The sequence below is a fragment of the Lysinibacillus sp. EB271-A1-10B genome (genome assembly GCF_058791335.1).
This window is the reverse complement of record NZ_JBYTDL010000003.1, coordinates 331,472-352,305: the sequence shown is the minus strand read 5'-3', so window position 1 is coordinate 352,305 and position 20,834 is coordinate 331,472. Positions and strand designations below refer to the sequence as shown.

At 34.1% G+C, this 20,834-nt stretch carries 16 protein-coding genes; 14 read left to right on the top strand and 2 right to left on the bottom strand.

Annotated features, from left to right (window positions below; all coding sequences use genetic code 11):
* Positions 1-247: 247 nt before the first annotated feature.
* The 3 genes from AC3WSK_RS06965 (at position 248) to AC3WSK_RS06955 (ending at position 3,524) form a co-directional block, all read left to right on the top strand.
* The gene (locus AC3WSK_RS06965; protein WP_492413272.1) at positions 248-940 is read left to right on the top strand and encodes a stalk domain-containing protein; all 693 of its coding nucleotides are present in this window, start codon (positions 248-250) and stop codon (positions 938-940) included.
* Positions 941-1,685: 745 nt separating this feature from the next.
* Positions 1,686-2,234 carry a MarR family winged helix-turn-helix transcriptional regulator gene (locus AC3WSK_RS06960; protein WP_079561862.1) on the top strand — a complete coding sequence of 183 codons (549 nt, stop codon included), beginning with the start codon at positions 1,686-1,688 and terminating at the stop codon, positions 2,232-2,234.
* Between the two features lie 93 nt (positions 2,235-2,327).
* Positions 2,328-3,524 (top strand): MFS transporter, encoded by a 1,197-nt coding sequence (locus tag AC3WSK_RS06955; protein WP_492413270.1) that lies wholly within the window; start codon positions 2,328-2,330, stop codon positions 3,522-3,524.
* A 199-nt stretch (positions 3,525-3,723) separates the two neighbouring features.
* Here AC3WSK_RS06955 and AC3WSK_RS06950 read toward each other — a convergent pair whose 3' ends face one another.
* Complete coding sequence (locus tag AC3WSK_RS06950) at positions 3,724-4,179, bottom strand: effector binding domain-containing protein (RefSeq protein WP_492413268.1); 456 nt, start codon at positions 4,177-4,179, stop codon at positions 3,724-3,726.
* A gap of 95 nt (positions 4,180-4,274) precedes the next feature.
* Between AC3WSK_RS06950 and AC3WSK_RS06945 the strand changes: the two genes are divergently transcribed.
* From AC3WSK_RS06945 to AC3WSK_RS06915, 7 genes are all read left to right on the top strand, one after another.
* Positions 4,275-5,174: a helix-turn-helix transcriptional regulator gene (locus AC3WSK_RS06945; RefSeq protein WP_427483658.1), complete on the top strand. Its 900-nt coding sequence runs from the start codon at positions 4,275-4,277 to the stop codon at positions 5,172-5,174.
* Positions 5,175-5,688: 514 nt separating this feature from the next.
* A complete protein-coding gene (locus AC3WSK_RS06940; protein ID WP_427483659.1) occupies positions 5,689-6,648 on the top strand; it encodes a 2-hydroxyacid dehydrogenase in 960 nt (319 codons plus the stop codon).
* A gap of 94 nt (positions 6,649-6,742) precedes the next feature.
* A complete protein-coding gene (locus AC3WSK_RS06935; RefSeq protein WP_079561857.1) occupies positions 6,743-7,117 on the top strand; it encodes a cupin domain-containing protein in 375 nt (124 codons plus the stop codon).
* 1,000 nt (positions 7,118-8,117) lie between these two features.
* Complete coding sequence (locus AC3WSK_RS06930; protein WP_492413265.1) at positions 8,118-9,326, top strand: alpha/beta hydrolase fold domain-containing protein; 1,209 nt, start codon at positions 8,118-8,120, stop codon at positions 9,324-9,326.
* Positions 9,327-9,752: 426 nt separating this feature from the next.
* Positions 9,753-11,006, top strand: a complete 1,254-nt coding sequence (locus tag AC3WSK_RS06925; RefSeq protein WP_079561855.1) for an MFS transporter — start codon at positions 9,753-9,755, stop codon at positions 11,004-11,006.
* Positions 11,007-11,770: 764 nt separating this feature from the next.
* The gene (locus tag AC3WSK_RS06920) at positions 11,771-12,661 is read left to right on the top strand and encodes an AraC family transcriptional regulator (protein ID WP_492413262.1); all 891 of its coding nucleotides are present in this window, start codon (positions 11,771-11,773) and stop codon (positions 12,659-12,661) included.
* Between the two features lie 70 nt (positions 12,662-12,731).
* Positions 12,732-13,490: a class I SAM-dependent methyltransferase gene (locus AC3WSK_RS06915; protein WP_079561853.1), complete on the top strand. Its 759-nt coding sequence runs from the start codon at positions 12,732-12,734 to the stop codon at positions 13,488-13,490.
* A gap of 253 nt (positions 13,491-13,743) precedes the next feature.
* On the opposite strand, the gene AC3WSK_RS06910 is transcribed toward AC3WSK_RS06915, so the two are convergent.
* Entirely contained in the window at positions 13,744-15,357 is a 1,614-nt protein-coding gene (locus AC3WSK_RS06910; protein WP_079561852.1) for a PucR family transcriptional regulator, read from the bottom strand.
* A 308-nt stretch (positions 15,358-15,665) separates the two neighbouring features.
* Here AC3WSK_RS06910 and AC3WSK_RS06905 point away from each other — a divergent pair, with 308 nt between their 5' ends.
* The 4 genes from AC3WSK_RS06905 (at position 15,666) to allD (ending at position 20,817) form a co-directional block, all read left to right on the top strand.
* Positions 15,666-17,288: a lactate permease LctP family transporter gene (locus AC3WSK_RS06905; RefSeq protein WP_079561851.1), complete on the top strand. Its 1,623-nt coding sequence runs from the start codon at positions 15,666-15,668 to the stop codon at positions 17,286-17,288.
* A 296-nt stretch (positions 17,289-17,584) separates the two neighbouring features.
* A complete protein-coding gene (allC, locus tag AC3WSK_RS06900; RefSeq protein ID WP_492413259.1) occupies positions 17,585-18,814 on the top strand; it encodes an allantoate deiminase in 1,230 nt (409 codons plus the stop codon).
* A gap of 25 nt (positions 18,815-18,839) precedes the next feature.
* Entirely contained in the window at positions 18,840-19,643 is an 804-nt protein-coding gene (gene allE, locus AC3WSK_RS06895) for a (S)-ureidoglycine aminohydrolase (RefSeq protein WP_492413257.1), read from the top strand.
* Between the two features lie 124 nt (positions 19,644-19,767).
* A complete protein-coding gene (gene allD, locus AC3WSK_RS06890) occupies positions 19,768-20,817 on the top strand; it encodes an ureidoglycolate dehydrogenase (protein ID WP_079561848.1) in 1,050 nt (349 codons plus the stop codon).
* Positions 20,818-20,834: the final 17 nt, after the last annotated feature.

The following is a 20,834-nucleotide window of genomic DNA, read 5'->3' as shown; positions in this document are numbered from 1 at the left end:
TATCTATGTGTTGAATATGCTGAAAGACGTGCCTATCGTAAATAAATCTTGCTGCTTTTGGGATTAAAACAAGGGTAATAAAAATTGTATAAATAGATTGTAGGATTGAACAAAGACCTATTACTCCCTTTTAATTAAATCAATTACTTCTAATTCCACTACGATCAATATTTGAACAATATATCGGAATATAGTATGTAATTTTTGGTATAATTACATATAACTATTTATATTAAGGAGTGACTATATGAAAAAATTACTTATAGTAACAAGTTATTTAGGCTTTTTTATATTAGGAGGATTAACATTTACATACCTCTCAACAAAGGAAGCGGCTAGCAATTTGAAAAAGATTAGCGTATTTCAGGATACAATCAATTACTATTTTGATAAGGTTGAAAAAAAACCACAAGCGGGTCAATCTGGCTTTATTTATGAAGGTACTACTTATGTGCCAATGCGTTTTGTTGCTGAATCATTAGGGAAAAAAGTGACATGGGATGGAAAATCAAAGTCCGTTTATATTGGTGATGTTCCAAAATTCGTCGCTTTAAAAGATGTAAAACCTATTGGGAGTGATGAGGATCACTTCTTCCATAACCCAAGCTCTATTGTAATCAGTACCGGAGAAAAGTTTGAACGATCCTATCAACTTGGTGGATATCATGGTGGAGGGGCTGTACAAGATCATACAGTTGAATACTTAGCAAATGGAAATTACAAAGGATTCGAAACGTATTTAGCACCAGTTAAAAAGTTATCGGCGGGCTCTTTCGGGGTAGGTTATATGAAAATTTATGCAGATAATAAATTGATTTATGATAGTGGATCGATAAAAGAAAAGGTAAAGGTTAATGTTAATTTAGAAGGTATTTCAAAAGTGAAGATTGAAATTGAAGGCGGTGGCTTAGGTATAGTAGATCCTAAATTTATTCAATAATTGTACAAAGTAAATATAGAAGAATCTGAAGTCAATACAGCACGTGTTCAGTGATAAAAAAGAAAGAACGAGGAGACTCACTCATATGTTCTTTCTTTTTTTGCTTTACGTCTCGTAAAACATATAATTATCAACCTTGTTTGGGTACTACTACCATATATCTTGACTTGTCCAAATCTGACGATGAAAAGGCGAAAGTACTGCGAAACAAGGCAGCATATCATACGATCTTAATCTTATATTTGTCGATTATAATCGAATACCTTGTATCAGAGCTCACTTCTATAAAAATTGATCATATATTTACTATCTACGCCATTTTGGTTATTAGTTATACAATGAACCTGTTGGTTTTGACAAAAAAAGAATAAAAGACAACTACTTTGTAATATTAAAGATAAGTTACTGTTTTTGTTATAAAAACAGTAACTTATCTTGTCGTACACTATAGGATAATTAGTACTTCACTTATTTATAAGTGGTGTACTTTTTTGTTTTGTAAGTTGGTGTATTCATTAATGGGTTGGGTGGGGCTTGTGTCACTGATCATGTGTTGGATGCTATGCAAAAATTCCTCAATCAGAAAAAAGCAAGAACTATGAAATATAGGAAAGCATCGTTCTAGATTAATGCTTGTTGTGTTGCTTTAGATTAAAGAAATTTATGGTAATAATACTTCTTGCATCAATTTAGATTTTTAGTTAGAATGGTAGATAGTTAGATAATCTAATTAAAAGGTGATTAAATGACAAAATTTAAAAAAATGTTCACTAATGAAGATGATTTACCAGTATTAGGCCTAGAGCCGTATATCGAGCTGATTCAAACGACTTCTTCAGGTAATACGGATAAAGAAGATGCAAAATTAGGATTAATGTTATTGTGGTTAAGTGACTACGTTTTAGATGAAATGGATATTGAACTGGCTCCTTTCGGAATTACAGAAAGTAAATTAGACTTACTAATATTACTTACACTTCATGGTGAAAGACGAGCGACTCCTTCTGCTATAGCTGAACGATTAGGGATTACGAGGGCGTCGGCAACTTCCATGATAGATTGGTTAGAAAAGAGAAATCTTGTCGTACGGAATCATAGTAAAGAAGATCGTAGGAAAATTTATGTGAGTTTAACAGATGAAGGTCGTACTTTTGTTGCTGAGATTTTGCCAACTTATTGGTCGTCTTGTGCTTCTAACATGATTGATTTGGAACCCGATGAACGAAAAGTCTTTGAGAAGCTGGTTAATAAATTATTAACATCTATACAAAGAAAACTTGAGGTGGAACGTTAAACTGTAGCTTTGTTGATGCAGTTTAATTTTTTTAATCATTTAATTAGATTATCTAACTATAAGTTAATCAAATTAAAAAGGGTGATTTATTGTATGAACAAAGCAATTACAGGAAACCAAGTAAATTATTCTCTGATGACTATTATTTTATCTTGGTCAGGGATGGTAGTTATGTCTAGTTTATATTTAACAATACCTCTTATTAGTCTTTTCAGTGATTATTTTCATATTTCATTGTCCAAAGCAGGCATCACTTCAAGTATTTTTTCAATTGGATTTGCTACAGGGTGTTTTTTCTATGGAGCTATATCAGAAAAATATGGACGAAAAAATGTGATCGTTATGGGACTTTTTTCATTAAGTATTATAACGTTGCTACTAGGAATGGTTACTGATTTTTCTTTAATTCTACTACTAAGAGGGTTACAGGGACTTGCGGCGGCTACATTTTCACCAGTAGCACTTGCATATACTCTTGAGGTATTTCCAAATGATAAAAAAGTAGGAGCAGTTGGTTTTATAAGCACAGGATTTCTTGTAGCTGGAATTGTAGGTCAGGTATTTAGCGGATATGTTAGTGAACATACTCATTGGCATGTAATATTTTATGTTCTTTCTATAGTATATATTTTTACTGCCTTTCTAGTATCGTGGTTTATACCAAAAGGGGTGGCTCATAACCAAACCAAAAATATATGGGAACCCATGAAAAAGATTGGTACTATTTTCACCAATGGAAATTTAATATTCAGCTATATGATTGCATTCGTTTTATTAATGTCTTTTGTCAGTATGTATATTATTTTGGGTGAGTATCTTACGAGCGCTTCTTTCGGAATGAGTAGTCAGAAACTAATTTACATTCGATCTTTTGGTATTTTAGGAATGATAATGTCACCTTTTGCAGGAAAACTAGCAAAACGATTCAATGTGTTGTTTGTACTTAAAGTTGCCTTGACTCTTTCGATTATCGCACTAATCATGATGAGCGTTACTTCAAACATAATTGGATTAACCATCATTAGTATCATATTTGTTAGTGGGATTTCTCTTGCTGTCCCTTCATTAGTGACACTTGTTAGTCAATTAGGCTGGAAAATGGGTGGCATTGCAGTCTCTATGTATACGGTTATTTTATTTGCTGGAACAAGTGTTGCGCCCATTATATCTGTTTACTTTATGAAAATTGGTAGCTTTACAGTAGTCTTCATTCTTCTTGCTACAACACTTAGTATCGGATTAGTTTCTGCAATGATGATAAAAATGCAAACTAAGCAAAGTCTAAATTGATTATTGATGGACCATTAGCATCAAATAGAAGAAGACCAGCCAAGCTAATCGATATGCCTTCCGAAAAATATCGATTTTCAATAATGGAGACTTACCTTTATTAACATGACATTTTACTGAAATTCAATATAATAAATAAACCTAAAAACTGGTTAGATAAATCTAACCAGTTTTTTCAAAAAAAGTATAGTCTCGAAATCTAACTTTTAATTGGCACCCAAAGTTCAACTTCAGCATTCATTGGGTTTCCATTTATAAGAACTTCCAGAATTTTCTCGCCGTTAAATTTTGAAACATCGTCTTTATTTGAAAAAAACTCATTTTCAAGTTTATCAAACAAGAGCCTTGAAACCCCATCATGTGTAGCAAGTACTACATAAGATTGTGAAGATATTTCTAAATTTTCATATCCGTCTTTATAATCATCAGATACTACACCTGCAAAGTATTTTATTCCGTTTTCTATGGGAATAATAACTGCATAACCTTTTTTATCAGTTGAGATAGGCATAAGTTCTTTCATCATGCCCTGATTAAACAATTCCTTATAGAATTTTGTTTTTTCTTTTGAGTAATTTTCATCATTTACTCCTTGACCTTGTATCTCAATACTTCTACCAATTAATTTAAATGTTTCTCTGCTTTTGATTTTCATAATCATGAACTTCCTTTGGTTTATGCTATAATCTTATCAAAGACAATATGACAACTGTATGTCATATTAATAAAGGGATTTATGAGGGAGATTTTATGAAAATAGATAGGCATTTAGGAATAATTTCTTACCTAATTGATCATAAAAAAACAACAGCTAAAGAATTGGCTGAAAAATACAATGTAAACATACGAACAATTATGCGAGATATAGATGACCTTACATTGTCTGGATTACCACTGTATTGTGTAAAAGGTAAAAATGGTGGTATATATTTGATGGATTCAGTTGAATTAAATAAACCTCCGATGTCGAAATCGGAGTTGATGTCTATTGAAACAAGTTTGAAAAGTAGGTTACAAGTACTAGATGATAACTCGACGTTTAATGCAATATTAAAGTTAAATAAAATTGGAGAAACTCCAGATTTTGAAATAGACCTCTCTCTTTCGAAAGGAAATACGGAACTAAGAAAACTGGTTTTGGATTTACTTTCAATAATACGAAAAAATGAATTAATTAGTTTTAACTATATAAATTCAAAAGGTGAAGAATCAATAAAGACCACTGAGCCATATAGAGTTGTATATAAAGACAGAAGCTGGTACATGGATGCTTATTGTTATTCCACAGAACAATTCAAAATCTATAAACTTGCAAGAATATCAAACCTTAGTATTGTAGGTACCTTCTCAAAAAGAGAGTATCGACCACTATCTTATAATGGTGGTGAATGGATGGAGAAAGAGAAAGTACCAGTTACTCTATTAGTAAATAAATTAGTTATTGATAAATTTTTTGAATTACTAGGAAGAGAAAGCATTAAGAATGTAGATGATACGTGGTATTCTGTAATCTATCCTCTTAATGATAATGTATTAGGATATAATACTCTCCTTAGTTATGGTAAATTCGTTGAAGTTGTATCGCCTACTTCATATATTAATAATTTTACGAAATATTTAGATGAGATTAGAAATCTATATAGTAAATAGTTCTGCATGTTAAATAAGATTAAAGGGCTATAGTTTATGTTATTATATCAACTTTTAATTAGGAATATTTACAACAGCAGCCTTTAAACTAGCTATAACAGTCCGTTTACCTTGGAGGTAGACGGGCTTTTTATTGTATGTAGAGATAAAAATACCGCTCGGAAAGCAGAAAGAGAAAGTACTTATAAGATCGATAAAGCATAATTCCCTAGTTATTTTCATATTTACTTTTGTCAAAAACATGTAATGTTGTTTCTATTTTTGTTGAAAGTGAACAATGTTATTTAATTGCTCCTATCCTACAATTGCATTAAGGAATACCATAAGAAAATATGAGAAAGTAGAAGTGTTAAAAATGAAAATACCTTGTTTTTTGTGCAAAACGTACAAAGTGAAAACTGAAATTTCATTCACCTCTTCTTATGTGATTTTAACGTGGATCTTTCTATTTTTAAACTATGGTACCTAGTTAATCAACAGACGTATTGTAAAATAATAGGAGGGAATTGATGACATGTTAGTTAAATTATTAGAACCATTAAATGTTTCGGATTCGATCATTGAAAAATTAGCGGAACCAATTAAACAGGGCGGTCATGAATTTGTTTATTACAACGAGAAAACAACGGATTTGGCAGAATTAGCAAGACGTAGTGAAGGTGCAGATGTGATTATGATTGCCAATAATCCATATCCTACAGAAGTCATTGATCAAAATGACAATGTAAAACTAATCAATGTTGCCTTTACAGGTGTTGATCATGTAGGGATCGCTCAAGCTAAAAACCAAGATATTTTGATATGTAATGCAGCTGGATATGCAAATCAAGCAGTTGCGGAATTAACAATTGGTTTAGTATTAGATGTGTATCGTCATATTACTCAGGGGGATAAAGAGATTCGTGGCGTTAATTTCCCAGGAGCATTCCAAGGTCGTGAAATTAAAGGTAAAACTGTTGGTTTGATTGGTACAGGTAAAATTGGCATGATGACGGCTCATTTGTTTAAAGCATTTGGCGCAAAAATAGTGGCTGCAGACCAATCCCGAAGAAATCCGGAAGCTGAGGCTTTAGGAATTGAGTATATGGAATTAGATCATGTATTAACTCAATCTGATATTGTGTCCTTACATATTCCGTTATTACCAAGTACGAAGGGATTAATCTCTAAAGAAAAATTAGAATTAATGAAGGAATCTGCTATTTTAATCAACTGCGCACGAGGTCCGATTGTTGATAATGATGCATTAGCGGATGCATTAAACGAAGGTCGAATTGCCGGAGCTGGTATCGACGTATTTGATATGGAACCGCCTATACCTGGAGACTATAAGCTATTACAAGCTAAAAATGTAATTTTAACACCACACGTAGGTTTCTTAACTGATGAAGCGATGGAATTGCGTGCTAGAATTGCATTCGATAACACAATTGCCTTTTTAGAGGGTAAACCTCAAAATATTATAAAAGGATAATTCCTTGATACTTAACTTACAAATTCGATAAGTTTTTTATCTGTTACACGCTAAATCATTTGGGTTTGGAAATTTGAAACAAGGAGAAAATACAATGACATTAAAAAAAATAGCAAGAGATGATTTGAAAAACCGTATTTTCCATTGGCCAGATATTCAAGAGTTTAGAGATGAAGAAGCGACAAAACATATTTTCTATGAAACACCTAATACTGTTGGAGCTGTCTGGTGTATGCGTCCAGGACAAGATTTGCCCATCCACTCGCACAAGAAGGCGGATGATATTTGGATTGTTATTGAAGGAACAGCAGATTTTTATCCAGAATGTGGTGAAATGGTGCAAATTAAAGCTGGTGATGTTGTTGTTGCACGTCCGGGTGAAAAGCACGGTATGACTAATAATTCTGATAAAGATTTTGTTATGTTAGGAATTGCGGGTCCTACACCAATTGGTTTTATTCCGCATTAATAGTGTAGAGTTAACTTTCACGTCTGTTGGTTAACTAGTTTTCATCGATAAAATAGAGAGATTAACACGATTTATATACTTTTTCAAAACTTGATTTCACAGTAAGCAATGGAATTTTGAACGGCTGCCCAGAAAACAGATCGAATCTGATCTTTTGGCAGCTTTTTTATTATGTTTCTATATTTGCAAGTATAGAAAAATAGGGGTATACAACGATAAAGCAGAAAACCATGTATTAAAAGGGTTTAATCCATTGATACTACATTGATTTCTTACTTATAGCTTTTTTGGACGTCTTATATGACTTGTCTCAAAAGTCCTTCTTCCGTTTATGTATTGACTCGTCGAGTACTGATTTTATGATGTTTCGGTTGATTGAAGGAGTATTTATCATCAATAAAAAAGAAATACCCAAAGTCGGAGAACATATATAGGTCCTTAATGCTGAAAACATATGAGTTCTTTTCCTTCCTAAATTTACCCCTAACGTTCATTCCTCATTAACATTCATCGTACTTCCTAATAAAAAAGGAAAGGTTTATTTAAAATTTGTTTAAAAATACTAAGTTTTAAGGTTTACAAATTCCATTTATGAGGTATTGAATTGTAGGCTTAATATTTTTATATGATCACATAAGAAACCAAAATTTTCACTATTGAGTGCATTTTAATTATTAAATTGTAGTCAAAATTCGTGTGAAAATAAAAATGTCTTAACGGAAATCTAAGACTGAAAGTATCATATCGGGGGGATAATGAACATTTTAATTTGTTTTTAGTGTCAGTTATATTTAAAGGAGAGAGGAATGCAATAAAAAATATTTTCAGTTGTTCTTTATAATGACAAAAGTAAGTGATTAAAGTAAAGTATAAAAGCCATTTTTTCGAGGTTTATCCATCGTCGAAACAATTATTATACGCTGGATAAATCAGTAGATTAGAGTCAAATAGTCTTTTTACAAAAAGAGATAGTTGATTTATTATGGAGGAATTTAAAGAAATGATAACAAAACGACAGTTAACATCTTGGCGCCCTAAAGGTATAATTCAGTGGCTATTAACAGCCCTTTCAGTAGTAATGATACTTATTACTGTCATGGTAATATATCCATTTCCCATTACTTATACAATGAGTATAATTAGCATGATGGGTCTTGTTGGAACACTTGCATTGTACACTCCATGGTTTTTAGTCATTCTGACAGTTTTCAACATAGCGCTATTAATACTTGCTACATGGAAAAAAGCTAGAATCGCTCAATTTATTTTGATTCCACTATTGTTACTAAACATATTTTTAAATGTAGAACCAATTATAAAAATGGAGAACTATGCTAAAAGTGAGAATGTTTCAGTTTCACTTAACACTCATTTTTTTAACAATGCAAAAATATCGTCTACATTTACACAGGATGTTGTATATGAAAAAACTACAGATGGCATAGAGTTAAAGCTTGATGTGTGGCCTGCCCATGCAAGTTCAAAAACTGCACTTAATCCTGCTGTTATAAATGTACATGGTGGTGGCTGGGTTGAAGGTGATAAGAATAGTGCCCCCCATTGGAACCAATATCTTAGTGAGTTAGGATATACTGTTTTTGATGTACAATATCGTATGCCTCCTCATGCAGAATGGAAAGATGAGGTCGGCGATGTGAAATCAGCAATAGGATGGGTAGTGGAACATGCGGATACTTACAAAATTGACCCGACCAAAATAAATTTAATGGGCCAATCCGCAGGAGGGAATCTAGCTATGCTAGCTGCTTATAGTATGGGGAATGAAGAGTTATCAGCTTCAACTAATGTTGCACCGACACCTATTAATTCTGTAATTAATATTTACGGACCGACAGATATGACAAAGTTTTATCAGGGTAGCCCTAGTCCGGACTATGTGCAAAATGTTATGAAAGAATATATAGGGGGCACACCTTCACAATTCCCTGATCGTTTTAAAAAACTTTCTCCTATCAATTATATCGGAGAACACACACCACCTACTATTACGTTTTTAGGAATGGACGATCGTATTGTTCCAATAGAACAAGCTAAAATTTTAGATACAGCACTTTCAAAGAATAACGTTCCTCATGAGCTTTATCTTCTTCCACATGCTGATCATATTTATGATGGAACACCAGGTAATTTGAATACTCAAGTTACTTTCGAAAAGGTCAAGATGTTTCTTGAAAAATATAACAAATAAACATTAAAAACAAATTATTTGATGAGATATGTAAAAAATATGAAAAAAGTAGTTTGATAGAGTTTTTATTTTTCCAAAGCTGATTTCTGGTTAGAAATCAGCTTTTTTCTGCTCAGTATGGCCGCTCTATAGGGTGCACCTCCCATGCCGAGAAGATAGAAGTAGCGGTCAGCCAAGTGTAATGGTGGCAATGAACAACTGATTTTGAAAGCCTCTCTGAAAGATCAAACAAAAATGTATAGTGAGTATTCATTTGTTTAGACGAAATATTAATTATTTTAAGAATTGCCTTTTGTCTAAAATATGCAAAGTAATTTTTATTTTTGTTCAAAGTGGACAATGTTTTTTACCTACTCGTAACCTACAATCAAGTTAAGTAATAACAGTAGTAACTGCAGTAAATACAAAAAAATGGGAGTGTCAACCATGGAACAAACAGTTAAACATGACCCGAATTATTACAAAAAAATCATTTTTGCATTGTGTTTAGGTTGGGTAGTTATTTGGATTTATCGTACAATACTTACGCCAATATATCCACAAATTCAAGAATCGCTTGGTAATATTAGCGATACACAAGTAGGACTTATTGCTTCTATTTATTTCTTTGCCTATACAGGTATGCAAATTCCATCAGGAATACTCGTCGATAAATTTGGACAAAAACGAGTATTAATCCCTGCGTTTATCATTTTTGCATTAGCAGCATTCGTCATTGGATCAAGCACGACAATTACTCAAGTTTATATAGGCGCCTTAATGGCAGGTCTTTCGACTGGTTCATATTATGGTGCAGCGTTCTCCTTATCAGCTAAATATATGCCAAAAGATAAGAAAAGTTTTTCTAATGCGATCATCAACAGTGGTTCGGCATTAGGGATGGTCATTGGTCTAGTAGGCTCATCTGTATTAGTAGGTGGTCTTGAAATTAAATGGAATTTCATGCTGTATATTATAGCAGTCTTAATAGTAGCTGTAACATTTGTGTTTATGTTGTTTGTTAAACAAGACAAAAAAACAGCTACAAATGAAACATCCGAAGATAAGAAAACAACACAAAACACAGTATCTCAAGGCGTAGAATTATTCTCGTCAAAAAAATTAGTTATTTATTTCGTATATTTTGCAACATGTTATGGTTATTACATGATTGTGACGTGGTTACCATCATTCCTTGTCTCAGAAAAAGGATTCGAACAAGGTTCAGTAGGATATGTAGCTGCTTTAGTTGCAGTCACAGCAGTACCTGGTGCATTGATATTTTCTAAGTATATTGATAAAAATGCACATATGCGTCAGAAATTAATTATCTTCTTGTTAATTGGTGCAGCCGTAACAATTAGTTTAACCGTATTTGCACCTAACCCTGCTGTCCTTTATGGAGCACTAATTTTATATGGTTTATTAGGTAAACTTGCCATTGATCCAGTTTTAATCACATATGTAACTGATTCAGTACCTTCCAACAGCATGGCTAAAGCACTAGGTATCTTTAACTTCTTTGGGATGACTTCATCAGTTATCGCGCCAACTCTTACTGGTTATATTGGTGATATCACCGGTTCGAAAGTATTAGCATTCTATATTGCAGCAATACTTCTTGTAGCAGCAACGATTTTATTCTTCATTGTCGTGATGTTGAAAGAGAAGAAAACAATCCATCCCCTAACTAATGAATAAAGTAAAGCTACCTATCAGTGGAGGTTTAATACATCTCCCGCTGATAGGTAGTTTTGTAATTGCTGTCTAAAGGCAGCGGAATTTATCGAGGTCTTACAAGCTAATGCTCTAGATTTATATAAAACATGAATTGTACAACCCCTGCAATCCGAGTTCGATATAACCACTGAATTAGGCAGTAGTAACAAGGAACATATCCTTGTCACTACTGTCTTCTCATTTGAATTACTAGTTAGTTTGTATACAGTATTTTATACATCATTGGTTTGACTTTGTTTTTCGGCTGGATCACCAACCGCAGCATGGATAAATTTTTGAATAATTCTCTAGGTGTTAGTTTGAAACAAAGATGCACAGTTTATAAGAAAGTCTTTGCGTATGAAGAATACGATGGAAACTAGAAATATTATCTGAAAGAGAGAAGTTAATTACTTTTTGTAGTGTTACTTTTTTCAATTATTGAACTTGGACTTATATAAAAGTCGGTGTTATTTTGACAATGAAGGCTGTGAATAGGACAATTTTTCATGTTTAAGTGATTTACAAGGTGGCTGGATAAGAAAGTGGATATTATTATGAATAGAACGAACAAGAGCGATTCTTCATTATCTAAAGATTCTTTTTTTTATTAGGTTAAAGTAGTATCTTGAAATTTTAAAGAGCAAATAAAAAATGTAAACAGTTTTTTAGCAAAAACGGAACAGCATCTCATTTTACAAATTGTTATAATGAATTCGCCATACAGAAGAAGGTAGGTTGGTACATTGAATTATAATGATGACATTAAGCGTAGTATTACATATATTGAAAAGCACATTAGGGAAGAACTTACCGCAAATGAGATTGCAGAACATATCGGTTATTCTGTTTTCCACTTTTGCAGAGTTTTCAGTTTGTATCAAGGAACACCTCTTATGGATTATGTTCGTAAAAAAAGATTAATTCAAGCTAGAGAAGAACTTCTATTAAACAGAAAAATCATTGACATTGCTTTTGATTATGGTTTTAAAACAGCAAGCGGATTTTCCAAAGCGTTTCGGAAAGAATTTGGTTACAGTCCGACGGTTTATATTACTAGAAACAATAGCTTGAGCAAAAGCAAAAATATGTTAAAAATCGAAAGTTATAACATGAATCCTACCTTTACTAAAAAATCTGCTTTTAAGGTTGCAGGTTATGGAATCAAAACCAATCTTTCGAATGGATATACGAAAGATATAGCTGCATATTGGGATACTTATACTGGTGAAAATTTAGAGAGCAAAATGTATGAACAATTGAATCCACCAAAGCATGGCGAAGTTGGGATTTGTGTATCTTCATCTGATGAAAGTAATGTCAAATATTTGTTCGGCGTTATTGTTGATGATTATTCAAAGATAACATCAGATATGATGACAATTGATGTTCCAAAAGCGGAATATGCAGTTTTCACAACTCCTCCTGTTGACAATGTTGCAACAGCAGCAACATACAATGCAGACCCATTATCAGAAGTTGTAAAGGCAACATGGAAATACATTTTTGAAGAATGGTTTCAAGACAGTGAATATGTTTTTGACGAAGCAAAAGTAGACTTTGAATTTTACGATGAACGTTGTCATGGTTTAGAAAATGCAGTAATGGAAATTTATGTACCAATTAAAAAGAAATAATAAAAATTGAGGTGCGGAAGTTTTAAAAATTCAATTAAAATTTTTCGCAAATAATATCGGAGGAAATGGAATGTTTAGTTATTATGGTGCATTAAGTACGGAAGTATATGATTTTACCAAACCAGTGGGGTATTCAATTGACGGTGATATTGAATATTATCTTGAAAGATTAAAAGGGACTAAAGGGAAGATACTTGAAGCTGCTGTCGGATCAGGCCGATTCCTAATTCCTTTAATTGAAAATGGATTTATTGTTGATGGCATTGACTATTCAACAGAAATGTTAAATTCTTGTCGAAAACGATGCAAAGAAAGAGGCTTAACTCCGAAACTATATGAAGGTAACTTACGTAGTTTTTCTTTGGAATCAAAATATGAAGCTGTCGTTATACCTACAGGCTCCTTTTGCTTGATTGACAATTTAATGGATGCTAAAGATGCTCTGAAATGCTTTTATAATCATCTAATGCCAGGAGGACGTATAATAGTTGATTTGGAATTACCAAGCAATTGGCGTACAGGAGAAATTACTACTGAAACCTTTCCTCTTTCTAACGAAGAAGGCATTTCATTAGAAAGCAAATCAATTGAAATCAACTGGGTCGACCAATATACCTTATCTTATTTAAAATACGAGAAATGGAGAAAAGGTAAGCTGGTAAGCACAGAATTACAGAAGTTTGCAATGAGATGGTACGGAATCGAAGAATTCAAACTTATATTAGAAAACGTTGGTTTTTCTGATATTACTTGTTCTGCCGATTATACTTACAAAAAGCAACCATCAAAAGATAGCCAACTCATTACATTTGAAGCTGTACGAAAATAATATAATCGCACACTTATGAAATTGGATATTTCCAAAAGAACTGAACGTTATTTTTCGCTCAGTTCATTTATTTAAAAAGACTTTTAAACCTGCTAATAGTTTATGATGAATTACACTTAAACTAACGGCGGTGAAGAGGAGCTCCTATATTTTCATGCTCATAATTGAGGTGGGGAAGCAAGTGTAGCGGTAAAATAGGAAAAAAATCCCGCTATAAAGCATCCATAACAGCTTTTTAGCGGGATTTTTTAGGTTAAAAATTTACTTTTTCTGATGCAAATAATGCTAATCGTAAATCCAGTGAAATGTCAGGTGCTTCGATAGGTTGACCTAATATCTCTTCACATTTTTTAATCCGATATTTAACCGTATTCCGATGAATAAATATATCCTCTGAAGTTTTTGTAAGATCACAATGGTTCGCCAAATAAATTTTCAATGTATGTTTTAGTTCTTTTTCCTTCGTCGTTTTCGGATAGGCTAATGAACCTAGCGTATATGTGATAAACGGCTTTAATTTATTGGCTGGAATGAGTTGTAATAATTCTTCCACACTTTTAGATTTATAGAGTTCTATAAATTCTATTTTCCCACTTTCAGACTTATGATCAAAAGCTTCATTCGCTTCGAAATAAGAGAGTGGTAACTGTGAGAATTCAGTGACTTCATTCCCAATACCGAAAGAAAGGGTACTATTAAAAAGTTTTTGATACTCTTTTTGGATATATTTGCAGTAATCTAAATAATGTTGATGTTTCGTTTGTAAGAGTATCGTAAACCGATGATTCCCTGGAGACATATAGACACTGATAGAAGGATCAATGTCCGTCAACTTATGTGTGAGCCATTCAAAGGTCATCTGATAGCGTTCATTCAAATAAATATTATTTTCCACATCTCTTTCTTGATCAATTGCACAAACGATCACTTGATAGAAATTAGATGGTTGGATAAGATGCTTTTTTAAAAACTCAGGGTGCTGCTTGACTGAAATAAGATTATCAGGATGTTCAGACATTAAAGTTTCGAAAAATCGATTTACATCTTGTTGTTCCGCTTCTTTGATTTTACTATTTTTATAGATGGCAAGACTGAGTGTATTGACAGCTTGTTCTATGGCAAGCAAACTAAATGGATACGTAAGCGTATTGACATTTGAGACCATCAAATAATATGGAAAATATTTAAATGCTGGAACCTCAAATATAATATGTTCTTCTTGGAAAGATGCTTTATTATTAGGTGAAATTTGATTGGAATTAACACATCTTTTGAAGTAACTAAGATTTTTTTGAACTTGCTCTGAGTGTTCGTGGAAGTGATGGCTCATCGATTTAATTTGATGGAAAGGATTTAAGAGCATCACCGGGACTCTGAGGAGTCTGCTCATACGTTCAATCATCATTTCCAAGCTCAAACCTCTCATAAGCATTGTATTTAATTCTTGTTGGATATCTAATGCGAAATATAATTTTTCAGTTTCTTCATCCAATATATAGGATGATATATGGTGTGTAATGGATCCAAGATTCCAACTATCAGGGATTCTGATAATGGGGAATTTTAACTCATTCGCATATTCTAATACTTCCTCGTCGATCTTTTCTAAAAAGCGCGATAACTTAACGCCTATGCCGGCAACTTGTATATCATTTAATTCTCGTATGAGATCTATTAATCCGGATTGGTCGTCTTGATAACACATACCCGTCGTGACGATAAATGAATGTGGTGCTGTGAAATTTTTAATGTCAGGCGTTTCCGTAATATCAACCATTTCTACTTCTCTTTCTAAATCGCCCTCATCATTTAACAATATTAAATCAGAAAATTGTTGGACAGACATAATTTCTTTTAATGTTGTCACAAGAATCATCTCCTCTACCTTTGTTAGAAAAAGCCAAAATATTATTTAAATATGTAGGATGCTACAAGGATAAGCTATCTCTCTGATTGTATACTATTTTTGAAGGTTATTATACGTATAATCCTTTATTTCGAAATAGTAAAGGAGATTCATATGCTTGAACTAGGTCAAAATATTCTATGTAATGCTTTGTTTTTGAAAAGCGGGTTACAACAAGGATAGCATGCTAAAGTAGCTCGAACAAAGAAATTCACTTTTACTCAACTAAACCATGTTAGAAATAACTACGTTAGAAAGAAGTGACAACGATGTGGGATCAACAATACAATCCACTTGGAAACGAAATAGTGAGTGGCATCATAGCCTTTCTTCCTATACTCCTATTTCTACTTAGTTTAACAATCTTTAAGTTAAAAGGTATTTATGCAGCGGCTTTAACTTTAGGGGTTACTATGATCATTTCAGTCGGAATTTTCGATATGCCGATTGCCAAAGCTTTCGCGGCCATTCTTCTAGGAACAGGTAAAGCGCTGTGGCCTATAGGTTATATCGTCATTATGGCTGTTTGGTTGTACAAAATTTCTGTGCAAGCCGGAAAATTTGAAATCGTACGTGGTAGTATAGCGAATATTACCGAGGATCAAAGACTGCAATTATTGCTCATTGGCTTTTGTTTTAATGCTTTCTTGGAAGGAGCGGCCGGATTAGGTGTTCCAATCGCTATTTGTGCAGCCTTACTTGTGACGCTTGGTTTTCATCCGATTAAAGCTGCCGGACTTTGTCTAATCGCCAATGCCTCTACGGGCGCATTTGGTACAGTTGGAATTCCTGTCATTACTGGTGCTGAAGTAGGTGGGTTGGAAACGTTAGAACTGTCAAGAATGACAGCCTATCTATTACCTTTAATATCATTTGTCGTACCCTTTCTCCTCATTTTTATTTTAGATGGAATCAAGGGAATAAAAGAAATATTCCCAGCTATTTTAGTCGTTAGTAGTGTCTATTCAGTGCTTCATTTACTGACAATTACTATGATCGGGCCGGAGCTTGCGAATATTATTCCTTCTTTAGTTAGTATGGTTGCTTTAGCGTTATTCTTAAGGAAGTGGCAACCGAAAACGATTTACCATGAACCAGGGGTAGAATTAACAGGGAAATTAAAAAACTATTCGATGAAAGAGATTTTGGTAGCATGGTCACCATTTTATATACTTACAGGTGTTATTGCCGTTTGGAGCTTGCCTGCATTTAAACAATTATTTGTAGATGGTGGTGCACTTGATTTTACGACTGTCGCTTTGAAAATGCCAGGATTACATGAGCAAATCATGCGTACACCACCGATCGTAACAGAAGCAAATGCTATACCAGCTATTTTAAATATTAACTTTGTTTCGGCTACGGGAACGGCGATTTTATTGGCCATCATTTTAACAAGTGTCCTGTTTCCAGCATTAAATATCAAACAATCCGTTCATTTATTAGGTGACACGATTAAAGAACTATGGTTACCAATTGTTACAATCGTACTTGTAATGGCTTTTGCTAATCTTTCGGACTTTTCTGGGCTTAGCACTTCTCTAGGACTGGCGCTTGCCAAAACGGGTGAATTTTTCCCATTTGTTAGTCCAGTATTAGGATGGATCGGTGTTTTTCTCACGGGATCTGTTGTGAATAATAACGCATTATTTGGCAGCTTGCAGGTAGTTACCGGAACGCAGATTGGCATCTCACCATCATTGCTAATGGCTGCGAATACGGCTGGTGGAAGCGTAGCGAAATTGATTTCACCACAATCTATCGCGATTGCAGCGGCAGCCGTTAATCAAACCGGGAATGAGTCAAAAATTTTTCAATATACAATACGATATAGTTTAGGCTTGCTCCTTCTCGTATGTATCATGACACTCGGGTTATCATTTATCCTCTAATGACGTAAATAATGAATATACCACATAGTAAATCTAAGTTTTTACATAGATTTACTATGTGGTTTTTGTTTTTACGTAAAGATAAACTCGATTATTTGCTCTGCTCAAACGCCTTTTTAGTCCCTTTACATAATCGATAGCGAACAGCATTCTTTTTTACCTCACGGCTACTTGCTCCTTACTAATTTTTTTGTTTAAAGTGCATAAAAGGACCCTCCATTATTGTTCGTTGTGTCAATGAATGGTTATAAGGAAGGCCCTATAATAAAAGTGTAGAAGGAAGGAGTGAAAGCAGTATGGATATTCAATCGACTTTTGAGTTGTTAGATAAGAAATTCACAAGCTTTGGCGGTTTAGAACAAGGTGGTATTACACGTCTTTTATATTCTCAAGAATGGAATGATGCCGTTCGTGAGTTGGAAACAACATTCAAAGAAGAAGGCTTCTATGCACGATTCGACGACATCGGTAACTTATCTGGGCGTCTTGTTGGCAGTAAATATCCGGAAGAAACAATTTTAACAGGATCACATATCGACACAGTAGTTAAAGGTGGTCATCTAGATGGACAATTCGGTATCTTATCTGCACTCGTGGCTGTGAAATATTTAAAAGAAAAGCATGGTCAACCATTGCGCTCATTAGAAGTATTATCGCTTGCAGAAGAAGAAGGTAGTCGTTTCCCTTATACATTTTGGGGTAGCAAAAACTTCTTTAACTTAGCTAAAAAATCAGATGTTGACACAATTGAAGATGCTGAAGGTATTAAGTTCGAAGATGCGATGCGTCAATCAGGTTTTGATTATCGTAATACGACTGACGTACGCAAAGACATCAAAGCATTTGTTGAAATTCATATTGAACAAGGTAAGGTGTTAGAGACGGAAAACAAAACAATCGGTGTTGTTAATGGAATCGTCGGTCAAAAACGCTTCACGATCAACTTAAAAGGTGAAGCAAATCATGCAGGCACAACGCCAATGTCATTACGTCGTGATACAGTTGTTGCCTATAGTGAAATTGTCACTGATTTAACAAAACGTGCTAGAGAAATTGGGGAACCACTTGTGTTAACGTTCGGTCATGTCACACTTGTACCAAACACAGTAAATGTAGTTCCTGGTGAAATTACGTTCTCAATAGATTGTCGTCATATTGATCAGCAACTATTAAATGATTTTGCTGCAGAAATCGAAGACAAAATTAAACTAGTCGCTGAAGCAAATAGCATGACTTACGACATTAATTTATGGATGGATGAGGCACCAACATTGATGGATGAAAAAATCGTTCGAATTATTGAACAAGCAGCAAAAAACAATGTAGGTGATCAATATAAAGTGATGCCATCTGGTGCAGGACATGACTCACAAATCTTCGCGCAATATGTTCCAACGGCGATGTTGTTTGTACCTTCTATTGGTGGAATTAGTCACAATATCACAGAAGAGACGAAGATAGAAGACCTAGTTAAAGGCATCGAAGTATTAGCAGATGTACTTTATGAACTAGCGTATAAAGAATAAACATTGAAAAGGAGCGGATTTACTGATGGGTTACTTAAATCTTAATCAAGGATACAGAGAAGGTTTATTAGAAACACGTTCTGTCATTAAAAAAGATAATTACGCTTTAATCACACCAGATGGCTTAGTGAATAATGTTGTACCTGGCTTTCAAGATTGTGACGTAACAATTTTAGGATCACCACGTTTAGGCGCAAGATTCGTAGATTACTTAGTGACTGTTAAAAACGAAGGTGGAAATAAAACTGGTTTCGCTGGTGAAGGTATTCAATCATTTGTATACGTTATTAATGGCACAATCAACGCTTATGCAGCTGGTGAAAAATACGAATTAACGGCAGGTGGATACTTATATGTACCGCCACACCTACAGTTAACTTTTGAAAATAATAATAACGGTGAGGATAGCCGCTTATTTTTATATAAAAAACGTTATCAACCACTTAAAGGGCATCCACTTAAAGGACATACACCTGATGTAGTGACAGGTAATGTGAACGACATTAAACAAGAAGCTTATGAAGGTATGAAAGAAGTATTAATCCAAGATTTATTACCAAAAGAGATCGGATATGACATGAACATTCATATTCTTTCATTCAAACCAGGTGCTTCACACGGTTACATTGAAACACATGTTCAAGAACACGGTGCGTACGTTTTAAGTGGCCGAGGAATGTATAACTTAGATAACGAATGGAGGCCAGTTGATAAAGGGGATTATATCTTTATGGGCGCTTATGTACCACAAGCAACTTATGCAATTGGTTTAGATGAACCATTCTCATATATTTATTCTAAAGATGCAAACCGAGACATTGACCTATAAAGAGGAGGCCTAATGAATCTTTGAAGCTATCGAAAGATTCATTAGGTATCTCCGTTACAAAAGAAATTCACTTATGTAGAATCTGACAAAATATTTTAGTGATGTAAGAAAAGGGGCTGACAAGATGCGTGTATCGAAGGAAGAACTATTTAATCTAATGAAACAAAAGTTTATAAAAGCGGGATTAAATGAAGGAGCGGCACATGATGTTTCAGATGTTTTAACATTCGCTGATCATAGAGGTATTCACTCACATGGTGCCGTACGTGTTGAATACTATTCTGAACGAATCGCAAAAGGCGGTATTACCGCAAATCCAAATTATACATTTGAACAAACAGGTCCATGCTCTGCTGTTTTTGGTGGAGATAATGGCCCAGGTCACCAAGTGGCAAAACAAGCAATGGAAAAAGCGATTGACATGGCAAAACAATCAGGTGTTGCCGTTGTTGGTATGAAAAATATCTCACATAGTGGTGCGTTAGGTTATTTTGTTGAGATGGCAGCAGAACAAGATATGGTTGCTATTAGTATGTGTCAATCAGATCCTATGGCCGTGCCATTTGGGGGGACTGAACCTTACTTTGGTACAAACCCAATTGCATTTAGTGCACCATCTGCAGATGATCGCATCATTACATTTGATATGGCGACAACTGTCCAAGCTTGGGGCAAAATTTTAGACGCAAGAAGTAAAAACGAATCTATTCCAGATACATGGGCAGTAGATGAAACTGGTGCACCAACTACGAATGCTAGAGATGTTCATGCACTCCTGCCAATTTCGGGTGCAAAAGGGTATGGCTTGATGATGATGGTAGATATATTATCCGGTAGTCTTCTAGGAGTCCCTCATGGTATGCATGTGTCTTCCATGTATCAAGACTTAACAAAAGGGCGTGACTTAGGTCAACTTCATATTGTTATTAATCCTGCCTATTTCACAAATTTAGATGCTTTCAAACGACAAATTTCCACGATGCTCGATGAATTAAAAGGGCAGCCAGCTGCAGAGGGATATGGAGAAATTTATTATCCAGGTGAACGCGGTAAATTAAGAAGTGCGAAATATGATAAAGAAGGTATTGAAATCGTAGACGATATTTATAACTACCTTGTGTCAGACGATGTTCATTTCGATCGTTATCACGGAAAAAATAGATTTGCAGAATAATAAATTGGAGGATCATC